At 72.6% G+C, this 13,096-nt stretch carries 8 protein-coding genes and 1 pseudogene; 4 read left to right on the top strand and 5 right to left on the bottom strand.

Going from position 1 to position 13,096, the window contains the following annotated elements:
* Window positions 1-836: 836 nt before the first annotated feature.
* Window positions 837-1,001, bottom strand: a pseudogene (locus HHX40_RS37280) (GntR family transcriptional regulator); the annotation flags it as partial.
* 335 nt (window positions 1,002-1,336) lie between these two features.
* Between HHX40_RS37280 and HHX40_RS29770 the strand changes: the two are divergent.
* A complete protein-coding gene (locus HHX40_RS29770) occupies window positions 1,337-4,138 on the top strand; it encodes a helix-turn-helix transcriptional regulator (protein ID WP_182883238.1) in 2,802 nt (933 codons plus the stop codon).
* Between the two features lie 41 nt (window positions 4,139-4,179).
* Here HHX40_RS29770 and HHX40_RS29765 read toward each other — a convergent pair whose 3' ends face one another.
* Both HHX40_RS29765 and HHX40_RS29760 read right to left on the bottom strand, forming a co-directional pair.
* Window positions 4,180-5,193, bottom strand: a complete 1,014-nt coding sequence (locus tag HHX40_RS29765; RefSeq protein ID WP_182883237.1) for an aldo/keto reductase — start codon at window positions 5,191-5,193, stop codon at window positions 4,180-4,182.
* Window positions 5,194-5,229: 36 nt separating this feature from the next.
* Complete coding sequence (locus HHX40_RS29760; RefSeq protein ID WP_165900710.1) at window positions 5,230-5,880, bottom strand: ScbR family autoregulator-binding transcription factor; 651 nt, start codon at window positions 5,878-5,880, stop codon at window positions 5,230-5,232.
* Window positions 5,881-6,085: 205 nt separating this feature from the next.
* Between HHX40_RS29760 and HHX40_RS29755 the strand changes: the two genes are divergently transcribed.
* Complete coding sequence (locus tag HHX40_RS29755) at window positions 6,086-7,135, top strand: ScbA/BarX family gamma-butyrolactone biosynthesis protein (protein ID WP_182883236.1); 1,050 nt, start codon at window positions 6,086-6,088, stop codon at window positions 7,133-7,135.
* On the top strand, window positions 7,132-8,238 hold the full coding sequence (locus tag HHX40_RS29750) for an acyl-CoA dehydrogenase family protein (RefSeq protein ID WP_182883235.1): 1,107 nt from the start codon (window positions 7,132-7,134) through the stop codon (window positions 8,236-8,238). The genes HHX40_RS29755 and HHX40_RS29750 overlap by 4 nt, the downstream gene beginning before the upstream one ends.
* Here HHX40_RS29750 and HHX40_RS29745 read toward each other — a convergent pair whose 3' ends face one another.
* Entirely contained in the window at window positions 8,239-8,826 is a 588-nt protein-coding gene (locus tag HHX40_RS29745) for a TetR/AcrR family transcriptional regulator (protein ID WP_182875551.1), read from the bottom strand.
* A gap of 65 nt (window positions 8,827-8,891) precedes the next feature.
* On the opposite strand from HHX40_RS29745, the gene HHX40_RS29740 reads away from it, so the two are divergent.
* Window positions 8,892-9,554, top strand: coding sequence for an HAD family hydrolase (locus HHX40_RS29740; RefSeq protein ID WP_220499746.1), 663 nt, complete (start codon window positions 8,892-8,894; stop codon window positions 9,552-9,554).
* Here HHX40_RS29740 and car read toward each other — a convergent pair.
* A complete protein-coding gene (gene car / locus HHX40_RS29735; RefSeq protein WP_220499745.1) occupies window positions 9,551-13,012 on the bottom strand; it encodes a carboxylic acid reductase in 3,462 nt (1,153 codons plus the stop codon). The two genes, HHX40_RS29740 and car, sit on opposite strands and share 4 nt — an antisense overlap.
* Between the last annotated feature and the right edge of the window lie 84 nt (window positions 13,013-13,096).

The following is a 13,096-nucleotide window of genomic DNA, read 5'->3' as shown; positions in this document are numbered from 1 at the left end:
GCGATCGTCCTGTCACCGAGCAGCCGGGCGAACGCCGCCTGCGCCGTCCCGCCGAGCCGCCCGTCGTCACCGCCCGCGACCCGTGCGACCAGAGGCACCAGTGGACGCGGCAGCACCAGGTACGCCAACCCCGGTGGGGCGAGGCCGTCGCCCAGCGTCCCCGCGAGGACCACCCGCCCGCTCGCCAGGTCGAGCAGCGACGGAAGCGGCCTGTCCCCTGCTCCGGTCTGCTCCGTGCAGATGTCCACCAGATATCCGCCCGTCCGCCGCGCCCACGCGGCGAGCATCCGCCGGCGGGGCTGCGACAGCACCGCGCCGAACGGATGGTTGCCCTCGGCGAACACGACGGCGGCGCGTACCCCGTCCGACCCGTCCAGCAGGTCCACCCGTGCGCCCTCCGTGTCGACCGGCAGCGCGTGGGTCGTCCATCCGGCCTGCCGGGCGGCCCGCACGGGATACTCCGGCGCCGGCTGCTCGACGGCCACCGCCGCCGCTCCGGCCTCCCGCTGCCCGATCAGCTGTCCGATCGCCTCGAACAGGAACCAGCAGGCCTGCCGCAGCCCGACGGCCACCACCACGTCACGGGCCTCGACACCGAGCCCGCGGGTCCGGTGCAGGTGCTCGGCGACGGCCTCGCGGAGGGCGGCCGACCCCAGCGGAGCCGCCTCTCCGTTCGGCGGCAGGTAGCTGGCCTGGCGCCAGGCGGACCTCCAGGCGGCCAGCGGGAAGGCGCCGGGCGCGGCGGCTCGGGGAGTGAAGTCCGCCACGACCGGCCGGACGGGCGGCGAGGGGATGCTCCGGCGATACGGTGAGGGCTCGCCCATGACGTACGTGCCCGAGCGGGGCCGTCCCTCGACGAAGCCACGGGCGAGCAGCAGCTCGTAGGCCGACACCACCACCCCGCGGGACACCCCGAGCAGCAGGGCCATCGCCCGGGTGGACGGGAGCCGCGTCCCGGCGGGCAGGAGGCCGGCGCGGATCGCCTCGGCCAGTTGCTCCATGAGCCGCTGCGGCAGGTGTCCACGCGAATCGCGACGAATATCGAGGTAAGCGGCGAGCCCCTCTGCCGTGACCATGCGCCCTCCTTCTGCCGGCGGACGCCCGCCCCGTGTGGGCGCCGCCATCAGAAGATCGGCCAACCGGCGGCCCCGGGGCATCGGGGTCCCCCCCAGTGTCACCCCCTGTCTCCGCCGGCGGCGCGTTACCGCAGCTCAGAGATGCCGGCCGGGCGCCTTCGGCGCCGGACGCCGGCGGATTCAACGCCATTTCCTAGGGAAATCCCCGAGGCGATCCATCCGATATCGCCTTATCATCCCCGGCTGGCAGACTTGCCGGGGTGGACTACGGACCGTCCTTGCTGGAGCGCGACGCCGAGGTGGGGCGGATGCGGGAGCTGTTCTCCGCGGCGGCGCGCGGACAGGGCGGCGTGGTGCTGATCGAGGGCCCGGCCGGCATCGGCAAGAGCGCGCTGGCCGGCGCCGCCCGCCGCCTCGGCAGGACGGCGGGCTGCCGGGTGCTCGGTGCCCGCGGCAGCCGGCTGGAGCAGCGGTCCGGCTACGGCGTGCTGCGTCAGCTGGTCGAACCGGTGCTGCTCGGCGCCGACACCGCCCAGCGGGTGCGGCTGCTGCGGGGTCCCGCCCACCGGGCGCTCGCGCTGCTCGACTCGCACCTCGACGGGCCCGCGCCCGGTGACCCGGGGGCGTTCCACGTGCTGTACCGGCTGCTGGTGAACGTCGCCAAGGCCGGCCCGGTGGCGCTGGTCGTCGACGACGTGCACTGGGCCGACGACCCCTCGCTGCGCGTGTTCCTGCACATGCTCCCCGGCATGGCCGAGTTGCCGCTGGCGATGGTGCTGGCCGGCCGGCCGGCCGCCGCGCCGGGGCCGTGCTCGGAGCTCGCCGCCGATCCGGCCGTGACGGTGCTGCGGCCGGCTCCGCTGACGCCGGCCGCCACGGCCCGCCTGGTGCGCGCCGTCAACGGCGAGGCGGCGGACACCCGGCTGTGCGCGGCCTGCCACCGCCTGACCGGCGGCAACCCGCTGTTCGTACGGGAGCTGGCGGCAGCCGCCGCTGCCGCGGGCGGCACGGCGGCCGAGGGTGACGAGGAGGCGTTGCGTGCGCTCGGCGGGCCGGCGCTGAGCCAGTGGATGGGCGCCGTGCTCGCGCACCTCACCCCCGACGCCGTGCGGGTCGCGCAGACATGCGCCGTCCTGGGCGAGGAGGCCGACCCGCAGCTCGTCGCCGAACTCGCGGGCGGCCCGGAGACACTCACCCGGGGCCAGGACGAACTGGTGGCCGCGGGCGTCCTGCGCGGCGGCGGGCGGCCCGAGTTCGTGCACGCCCTGACCAGGCACGCCGTGTACTCCGGCATCGCCGTGGTGGAGCGCAGCCGCCTGCATCGGCGAGCGGCCGAGCTGCTCGCCGCCGGGCAGCCCGCACCGCTGGTCGCCACCCACCTGCTCGAAACCCTGCCCTCAGGCGACGCGTGGGTGGTGGACACGCTGGTGGCCGCCGCGAACCACGCGTCCAGCCGGGGGGCGTCACGGTCCGCGCTGGCGTTCCTGGAGCGGGCCCTGCAGGAGCCGCCCACCCCGCAGGCGACCGCCGAGCTGGTACGGATGGCCGGCCGCATCGCGTACTGGCTCGACTGGCCGGCCGCGATCGGCTATCTGCGACGCGCGGCCGCGCTGGCCCCGGACGCGGCCGGGCGCGCCGAGATCACCGAGCTGCTCGCTCGTGCGGTGATCCTCAACGGCCGCAACGCCGACGCGATCGCCCTTCTGGAGAACGCCCTCACCGAGCTGGGCGACGGGCATGCGGAGCTGGAGCACCGGCTGCGGACGCAGATCATCGCGGCGGCGGTGGCCGAGCTGGACCTGCGGCACACCGGTGCGCAGCACCTGGCGGTGCTTTCGGCCGCGCCGAGGCTCGGCGACGAGGTGCGGTGCAAGCTCGACGCGTTCACCGCGTTCCGAACCGCCGTCATCGATCTCGACCGGGACGCGGCCGTCTCCGCGGCACTGCGGGTGCTGCGGCTGCGCTCGTCCGGCATGGCCTACCAGGACGCGTCGTCGTCGCTTCCCTACCTGGTCCTGATCGACGCCGACCATGACGACGCGCTGCGGCATCTCGACCACGACTGGTCCGCGGCGCGGGAAGCGGGCTCGTCGTACCTGGCCGCGCCGATCGGCTACCTCAGGGTGCACGCGCTGCTGTCGCGCGGTCACCTCGCCGAGGCCGAGGCCGGCATCCGGCAGGCGGTACGACTGATCGGCAGGGTGCCGGTCCCGCTGGCCCCGGTCTACGGCGGAGAGATCCTGGCGGAGGCGCACCTCGCACAGGGGCGGCCGGCCGCCGCGGCCGAGGCGCTTGCCCGAGCGTCCGCCGAAGTCCCGCCCTACAAGGCCCTGCGTTGCCGGCTGGACCTGCTGGCCGCCCGGGTGGATCTCGCCCATGGGCGGGCCGAGCAGGCGGTCCGGCAGGCGGAGCAGGTGGGCCGCCGGTTGCTCGCGGACGGCTGGTTGAACCCGGCCTCGCATCCGTGGCGGATGGTCGCCGCACTGGGCAAGCACGTCCTGGGGACCCGCGACGCGGCCTTGGCGCTGGCCGCCGAGGATCTCGACCTGGCCCGCCGGTGGGGCGCCCCACGCACCCTCGGCCGAGCGCTTCGTGTGGCGGCGACGGTGACCGGAGGCCGGGCCGAGCCGGAGTTGCTGGAGGAGGCGGTAAGGGTACTGCGAACGGGCCCGGCCAGGCTGGAGCTCGCCACGGCCCTGCACGCCTTCGGCCGCCGCACGTGGCAGCGTCACCCCCAGGCCGGCCGGGCCGCTTTGGCCGAGGCTCTCCGGCTGGCGGAGGAGTGCGGAGCCGCGGAACTCGCGCGGCGGGCGCGGACCGCACTGAGCGAGGCCGGTACGCGGCCGCCGGAGCCGCACGGGGCCGGGCTGACGCCCGGAGAGTGGCGGGTGGCCCGGTTGGCGGCCCGAGGCCGGACCAACCGCCAGATCGCCCAGGAGCTGAACGTCACGCCCAAGACGGTCGAGACGCACCTCGGAAGCGTCTACCGCAAGCTCGGCGTCCGCAACCGCACCGCGATGGCCCGGGCGCTGGCCGCCACCGACCTCGACCGCCCGGACTGAACCGCGCCGCCGCCGCCCCGAGTCCAGCGAGAGGCCCGATGTCACTCGCGGGCGGTGGCCGTGGAGCTCATGTCCGGGTAACGCGCACCGGCCACCTTCGCCGCCAGCGGTTCCAGCGCGGCGAGCTCGCCGTCCGACAAGGTCATCGTCGCGGCCGCGACGTTCTGCCGGAGCCGGGCGGGAGAACGCGTGCCGGGAATGGGTAGAACCGTAAGGCCGTGGACCCGGGAACGCTGGTGAACCCAGGCGAGCGCGACCTGCGCGGGGGTGACCTCGCGGCGCGCGGCGATGTCGCGGACCGGTTCGAGGAGCGCGGCGTTCGCGTCGGCGTGGTCGCCGGTGAACCGGGGCATCTTCAGCCGGACGTCGCCGGTGCTCAGCCCCTGAGCGCCGGTGAACGCTCCGGTGAGGAAGCCCCGGCCGAGGGGCGAGTAGGCGACGAGTGCCACGCCGAGCTCCGCTGCCGCCGGAACCACGGACGCCTCGATGTCGCGGGTGAACAGCGACCACTCGGACTGCAGTGCCGCGATCGGGTGCACGCTGTGCGCCGCGCGCAGTTCGGCCCCGGTCACCTCGGAGAGGCCGAGGTGGCGCACCTTGCCCTCCCGCACCAGCTCGGCCATGGCGCCGACCGTCTCCTCGATGGGGACGGACGTGTCGCGGCGATGCGCGTAGTAGAGGTCGATCTCGTCGATGCCGAGGCGCTTCAGGCTCGCGTCGACGCTCTGGCGTACGTACGCGCGGTCGCCGCGGACCTCGCTCCAGGACTTCTCGCCCGCCCGCCGGACGATGCCGAACTTGGTGGCGAGGAAGACCCGGTCGCGGTGCGCGCGGACGAAGGGACCGAGGAACCTCTCGTTGTCGCCGTCTCCGTACAGGTCCGCGGTGTCGAACATGGTGACGCCCAGGGCGAGGGCGATCCGCAGGGTCTCCCGGGCCTCGGCCGGCGCCGTGGGTCCGTAGAACTCGCTGAAGCCCATGCAGCCGAGGCCCTGGGCGCCGACCGGCGGACCGCCGGCGCCGAGGGGAACTGCCGGGAGGATCGAAGCAGACATGCGAAGGTCTCCTTGGGTGGGCTCCCGGCGGTCGTCCTACTGCGGGGAGGCGGCGATGGAGGCGAAGAGCAGGCGGCTCATCTCCTCCCAGCGGCGGGGCAGATCGGCGCGCTGGTTGAGGACGTCACAGACGTGCTGCAGGCCGAAGAACGCCGACACGAGCATGTACGCGGCGGACTCGGGGTCCATGCCCTCGCGGAGCTGACCGGCGCCGCTCGCCTTCGCCAGCAGCGTCGAGAGCGTGGCGATCCACTCGACGTAGGGCTCGGGCAGGGTCGTGTCGGACAGCGAACGCTCGGCCTGGATCCTGGCTCCGGCCTTGACGATGTCGTCCTCGAAGAACTTGTCGGCGGCGTTCTTCAGCAGCGCCTCGACCGTCTCCATCGGCGGCAGGCCCATGGCCTGCGCCTCGTCGATGCGAACGCGCCACCGGTTGTACAGCTCGCGCACGATCTCGGCGGCGATGTCCTTCTTGTCGCGGAAGTGGAAGTACACCGCGCCCTTGGTCATGCCGACCTGCTTGGCGATGTGGTCGATGGAGGTGTGCGGGTATCCGCGGTCGGCGAACAGCTCGGCCGCCGAGGCGAGCACCTGGGCCCGGGTCTGCGCGGCCCGTGCCTGCTGCGGCGCGTTGCGCGGCTGCGCTCGGTGCGTGATGGTGGTTCTGGGAGTGCCGATCTTACTCACACGCGTGATCCGTTCTGTGGGGCTCCCGTTCAGCGTACCGCCTTCCAGGTATGTTTCACCTCTGTTCACTGATCACCTCGTCAACTCGCGCGGCAATCCTCCGAGTCATTCCAAAATATACCTTCACGGACGTATATTTTTCTCCGTGTGACCTAGGACACCATCGCACGCGATCGCGCAAGGTCCAGATCAGAAGGGATCAGAGATGAGTGCTCAACTATCGGCAGAAGACGTCACCCTGCCGACTACCTGGCAGTCGTCGTCCCCGTTCACCTGGGACTGGGATGCAATGCCAGAGCCCGCCGGCGGCGCGCACTTACCCGGCCCGCGTTTCGTGTCCCGCGAACTGGTCCACAAGTCCGCGGCCGAGCGCGTGCTGCTCACCGACGGAGTCCGGCAGGCGCCGGACAGTTTCATCATCGCGGCCATGCTGCCGCGCGACCACTGCCTCTACCAGCAGGACGACTCCGGCTGGACCGACCCGATGCTGCCGACAGAAGCACTCCGGCAGGCCGGCTACTACATTCAGCACCGCTTCTACGGGGTGCCCGAGACGCACAAGTTCATCCTCGGCGCGGTCACGCTCGAAATCGACGGCACCACGCCTCCCTCCCGTACGCCGTGGCTCCCGGTCAACCTGCGGGTCACCTGCGCTCCCACCGCCAAGTGGACCTGCCGCCGGCTGTGCATGCGCCTGGAGGTCGAGGTCAGCGTGGCCGGGGTGGTCTGCGGGCACGGCAGCCTTCTTTCGCAGGCGGTGGATCCGCGCGTGTACCAGGCGATACGCGGCCGGAAGGCGGCGCCCCCGCTGCACGAGTCCGTGCCCTTCATCGGTTGCCCGCTCTCGCCCGGCGAGGTCGGGCGCCAGCGCAAGGAGGACGTGCTGCTGGCCGACGACGGAAACGCCAACAGCTGGCTGCTGCGGCTCGACGACAGCAACGCCGAGATGGTCGACCACCATGTGGACCACGTGCCGGGCATGGTGGTGCTGGAGGCGTTCCGGCAGGCCGCGCTCGCCGTGACCCACCCGCCGGCCGGTCACCGGGCCACGGTCACCGGTCTGCGGAGCGAGTTCGCGAGTTTCTGCGAACTCGACACCCCGGTCCGGATCACCGCCAGGCCGCGGCCCGGCGGTGGCGACGCTGACCGGATGGTGGTCCGCGTCGTCGCCGAGCAGGACGGCGACGAGGTCGCCGCCGGCACGGTCGAGCTCAGGCTGGGCCCTGACACGAGCAGCGGGCAGGACCGCCGATGACGCTGACCTCGGTGTCTCCGGACCACCGTCTGGACGTGACCGAACTCGTGGACCGCGCGGCCCGGTACGCCGCCGAGGTGGACGGTTCGCGCCGGCTTCGGCGGGAGTCGGTGGCCGCGCTGGTGGAGGCGGGATTCCCCCGGCACTTCGTCCCCAGCCGGTGGGGTGGGGCGGCCGGAGGCTTCGCACCACTGGTGGAGGCGGCGATCACCGTGGGCGAGAGCTGCCCCTCGACCGCGTGGTGCGCGACTCTGTTCGCCGCGCACGGACGGATCGCCGCCTACCTGCCCGAGCAGGCGCGGGAGGAGATCTGGGGCTCCGGCCCGGACACCCTGATCTCCGCGTCCGTCATGCCGCCGTCGGGCCGGGCCACGCCCGTGCCGGGTGGCTGGCTGCTTCGGGGCGAGTGGGGCCGGGCCAGCGGGGTGGACTTCGCCGACTGGGTGCTGCTCGCCAGCACGGTGCCGGACGGCGACGGGGAGACGGTGCGGATCTTCGCCGTCCCGGCCGGGGACTTCGTGGTCGAGGACACCTGGCAGGCCGCCGGTATGCGGGGGACGGGGACCAACACGGTGGTTCTGTGCGACACGCTCGTCCCCGAGCACCGCACGGTCGCGCTGCCGGAACTGCTCGGCACCCGGAGCGCCCGGCAGGCACGGTGCCACAACGTGCCCTACACGCTGGTCGCGGCGGTGATGTTCGCCGCCCCCCTGGTCGGAGCCGCCCTGGGCGCGGTGGCGGACTGTGTTTCCACGCGAGCCGCGCGTCTGTCGCCGGATCCGGACGCCCGGCAGGCGCTCGCCCGGTCCTCGCCGGAGGCGTCCGCCGCCCGCCTGCTGCTCCGGGAGGCCGCCGACCGCGCCGACCGGGGCATGGTGGACACGCGGACCGTCGCGCAGAACCGGTGCGACGCGGCGGCCGCCGCGGAGCTCTGCGTCAGCGCCGTCGACCGGCTGTTCGCCGCGTGCGGCGGCCACGGGCTGGCCGAGGACGATCCGGTGCAACGGCGGTGGCGGGACGTCCACACCGGCGCCGGCCACGGCGCGCTGCGGTTCGCCCCGGCGGCGGACGCGTACGCGAAGGCCTTCCTCGGCCTCGGCTGACTAGACCGTGTCCGAACCACCGTCCCGAGGTCCGGACACGGCCTTCCACAGGTCGTCGAACCGGCGCGCGGCATCCGCGTCGTCACGGGGTGCGGGATGCGGGATCTCGAAGAACAGCGACATCAGGAGCCGGGCGACGGTGTCGGGGGGATGCCTGCCCATCACCCGGCTCTCCGCGTGCGCCCGGGCCACGGCGCGGGCCAGTGACAGGGAGATCCGCCCGACCAGCCCGTGAGCGTGCCGGTCCAGGTGCGGGGCCTCCACGGCGAGCCGCAACGCGGACCTGGCGAGCGCGTCCCGGCGCAGGTGCCGGGTGAGATCGAGCATCGTCTCCCGCAGTGCCAGCAGCGCCGTCGTGCCCTCGGCGCGCCGTTCCACACGTGCGATCAGCTCGTCCCCGGCCTCCTCGATCAGGGTGGCCGCCAGCTCTTCTTTGGAGGAGAAATGTCCGTACAGCGCACCTTTCGTCATACTGGTGCGTTCCACCACGTTGAGCAGCTTTGTGCCCTCGTAGCCGTTCGCGGCGAACTCCTCCGCCGCCGCGGCGAGCACCAGTGCCCGAGTCTGAACCGCGCGCTCCTGAGCCACTCTGCCCTCGCTTGGGGGAATCCTAGGAAAAAACCTTTGCGAAGGTATGTTACTGGGATCTTGCTGTGAAAAGCCTGAGCGTTCCCCTTCGGGTGGCCTTCTTCGATGTGGACGAGACGCTGCTGGCCGGGAAGAGCATGGTCGAGTTCCTGCGGCACTGGCTGGGCCGCGATGACGCGGCCTTCCGCGGCGCCGTGGCCGAGCTGGGGGCGGTGGCTGAGCGGGAGGGCAGGGCGGCCGCGAACCGCGCCTACTACCGGCTCTTCGCCGGCGTCCCCAGCGCGACGCTGGCGGAGGCGGGCAGTCGCTGGTACGCGCGGCATCGTCAGCGGCCTGACGCCTTCGTGGGCTCCACCGCGGCGGCGCTGGCCGGACATCGAGCGGCCGGAGACCTGGTGGTGCTGGTCTCCGGCTCGTGCCGGGCGGTGCTCGAACCGCTGGCCGCGGACGTGGGTGGCGACGAGGTGCTGTGCACGGAGCTCGTCGTCGGTGGCGACGGACTGCTGACCGGCGAGGTGGCCAGATCGATGATCGGCCCCGCCAAGTCCGAGGCCGCCGCGGAGCTGCTCCGGAGTCTCGGAGTCAGCCCCGCCGTCTGCTTCGCGTACGGCGACCACTCCAGCGACCTGGACCTGCTGACGTTCGTCGGCAGTCCGAGGGTCGTCGGCGACGACCCGGTGCTGGCCTCGTGGGCGAGACGCCACGGCTGGCCCGTGCTGCCCGCCTAGAGGAGGCTCAGGTGCCGTAGATCCGACACGTACTTCTCGATCAGCGCCCGGGACAGGTGCGGAATGTCCCCCACGGCTTCCTGGAACCGTTCGGCGGGAAACGCCGACCCGGCCCGGGGCGTCGCGGGCTCCCGCCAGGCGCGCATCAGCGGGAGGAGCGAGTGCTGTCGCTGCTTGTCCGGCAGCTCTCGCAGCGCGGCCTCGAACCGCTCGCGCCACTCCTGGTAGTCCCCGACGCGGCGGATCGCGATCCCGGAATCGGCCAGCCAGTCGACGACGGTGTCCAGTGAGATTCCGTCGTCGTGCGGGTTGACCACGTTGAACGTGCGATATCCGGCCGCGCCGCTTCCCAGGGCGGCCACCGAGGCGGCGACGAAGTCCCCGGGCAGGCCGTCGTAGTGGGCCCGGCTCGCGTCACCGCCGCGATAGAACGACCCGGGCGCGATTCCGGTGGCGATCAGGCTCAGCACCAGACGGGTGAACGCGTCCGGCACGTTCAGCTGCCCGGTGTGACGGCCGTGCGCCAGGATCATGCCCGAACGGAACACGGTCACCGGCAGCCCGCACAGGTCGTGCGCCTCGCGGAGCAGCACCTCGCCCGCCCACTTGCTGGTGGCGTAGCCGTTGGCGTGGCTCTCGTCGATCGGCCGCACGGGACTGGCCACGCGGATGTCGGCGCCCTCGTCCATGCCGGTTCCGTGCGACGCGACTGCCACGGAGGACAGGAAGCCGACCGGCTTCAGCCGGGTGGTGACGGCCAGCCGGACGACCTCGGCCGTGCCGGCGACGTTGGGGCCGAACAGCTGGCGGTACGGCAGCACGTGGTTCACCAGCGCGGCCGCGTGCACGACGGCGTCCACCGTCGCGGCCAGGCGCTGCCAGGTCCGCTCGGACAGGCCCAGGTTCGGCGCGCCGACGTCGCCGGCCAGCACCTGCAACGCGCCGGCGCCGGCCAGCTCGGCGAACCGGCGCTTGAGCTCGACGTCCCCGCTGTCCAGCGAGTCCTCCAGCCGCGTGCGAGCGGCCGCGTCGTCGGCGCCGCGCACGAGACAGATCAGTGTGCCGCCGCCGCTGGCCAGCGACTGCAGCAGCTCCAGGCACAGGAAACGGCCGAGATAGCCGTTGGCTCCGGTGAGCAGCACCGTGGTCGGAGCGCCGGTCGGCTGGGGAAGGGCCGTGGCCGCGGTCAGCGTCGCCTCGTCGATGAACCTGGCGAGCACGAGGTCCCCGGCCCGCGCCGCGGTGGCCTGGTCGCCGTGCACACCGGCGAACGTGGCCCGCTGCGCCGACGGATCACGTAGCCGCTCGATCTGGCCGGCGATCTCGCCAAGGCTGTTGGCCGGGCCGAGCAGCGTCCCGACCGGGACCTCGGTGCCGAAGATCTCCTTGAGCAGGTTCGAGAGCGACAGCGCGGTCAGTGAGTCTCCACCCATGTCGGTGAAGCGCGTCCCCGGGCCCGGCTCGCCGGCGGACGCCCCGAGCAGCGCCCGCACGGCACGGCCGACCGTCTCCACGACCGGGCGGTTCTCGTCGTGCCGCAGACCGCGCAGGCCGTCGATCTGCTCCTCGGCCAGCTCGGCGTAACGCCGCTCCAGCCGTTCGCCGTAGTGCTCCTTCAACCGCGGACGCAGTTGCTTGGTCGAGTCGGACAGCAGTCCGTTCTCCTGGCTGAACGGCACCGTCTCGACGAGCAGATCGCGCGGGATCTCGTACGGCTTGAGGTCGGCACGCTTCGCGATGTGCTGCAGCGACTCGTGGATCGCCGCCTTCAGCGCCGCCTCGTCGGACGCCTGGTCGAGCGCCTCGGCGGTCGGCACCACCACGGCGAGCAGGTACGGGCGGGAGCTGTTGCCGTACAGGAAGATCTGCTGCAGCAGCGGACTGGCGACATAGACCGCCTCCAGTTTCGCCAGCGCCACGAACTCTCCCTGGGACAGCTTGAGCACGTTCTTGCGCCGGTCGAGGTAGTACAGCCGGTCGGGCTCGACCTCGGCCATGATGTCGCCGGTGCGGTAGTAGCCGTCGTCGTCGAAGGCCTCCGCGGTGACGTCCGGGCGCCGGTAGTAGCCGGGGGTGATCAGCTTGGTCCTGACCAGCAGCTCGCCCCGCGGATACGGCGTGTCGGTGGTGTAGTACCCGAGTTCGGGCACGTCGACGAGCTTGTAGTCGAGCACGAACGCCCGCTGCACGCGGTGGTCCAGCATGACGAGCCCGGTCTCGGTGGTGCCGTAGCTGTCGAAGAACGGAACGTCCAGGCAGGACTCGACGAAAGCGGCCAGCTCCGGCGCGAGCGGGGCGGAGCCGCAGGGGGTGTGGATGACACGGCCGCCGAGAACAACGTCCCGGAAATGCCGCCGCAGCTCCTCGGCGTTCCACTGGTCCAGCAGGCTCAGATAGCTCTGGTGGAGCAGCTCGCAGACGCGCGGCACCATGGCGAACTCCGTCGGCCGGATCAGCGCGAGGTCCTCCAGCAGCGTCGAGAGATTGCTGTCGGCCACGAAGTACGCGGTGCCGCCCAGTGCGAGCGTCTTGATCACGAGCCGCCTGGCGACGAGATGGCTCTGCGGCAGGAAGTTGGCTGTGATCATCGGGTGACGCTGCTCGGGCGGCCGCCACATCAGAGAGACGGTCGACTCCGGGAAGATGACGCCCTTCGGAGTGCCCGTGCTGCCGGAGGTGTAGATCAGTGAGGACAGCACCTCTCCCGCGTCGTCGACCGGCGGCAGGTCCGGCGCGGGCGGCAGCGCACTCCCGCGCTCGATGACGCGCGACAGCAGCTCCAGCGAAATCGGCGAGCCGGTCTCGGCCAGCAGCCGGCGCGCGTCCGCCACGCTCTCCCGGTGCTCGGCGAGCTGGGGACAGTGGTCGAACACGATCAGCCGGACGACGGACGTCTCCCCGGCCAGCGCTTCGAGCACGGTGCCCAGCCGCTCCGCGCTCGTGGCGAAGACGCGCGGAGCGGCCTCGCCGACCAGGTGGCGGATGTGGGCGACCGTGGCGGTGTTGTGCAGCGGCACGGCGACCGCGCCGACCTGACCGCACGCCAGGTCCACGGTGGTGTAGTCGACGCCGGCGAAGCCCAGGATCGCCACGAAGTCCCCGGCGCGCAGCGGGTGCTCGCCGTGGTGGTACCAGTCGGCGGCGACGGCGCTCAGCCGGGACCACAGCTCGCCGTAGGAGACGGTGTCGAACCTGGGCAGTCGCCGCAGCTCGGTGCGTCCGGCCACGGAGACGAACTCCTTGGCGCGTTCGGCGAGCGCGGGCCGGTCGCCGTATCCCGTCAAGGTGCGCTTGACGATCTCGGCAAGCCGCAGTCCGGGCTCCGCGGCGCTCTCGAAGACTTCGCGCAGCGGCATCCGGTCCGCGAGCTCCGGCTCGGCCCGCAGCATCTCGACGCGCCGGTTCCGGTTCGCCTCGAGTCGGGCGCGGGTGGTGTCAGCTCGCAGGTCGTTCCCCATGGTTACCCCTTCAGACGACCGAGACCTCTTGTACGTGCGGGCGGCCGGCGCAGCTCCTGGCGGCCTTGTGCAACCGGGGACGAT

Source organism: Microbispora sp. H10949 (assembly GCF_014161435.1).
Taxonomy (GTDB): domain Bacteria; phylum Actinomycetota; class Actinomycetes; order Streptosporangiales; family Streptosporangiaceae; genus Microbispora; species Microbispora triticiradicis.
This window is presented reverse-complemented; position numbering and strand designations above follow the sequence as displayed.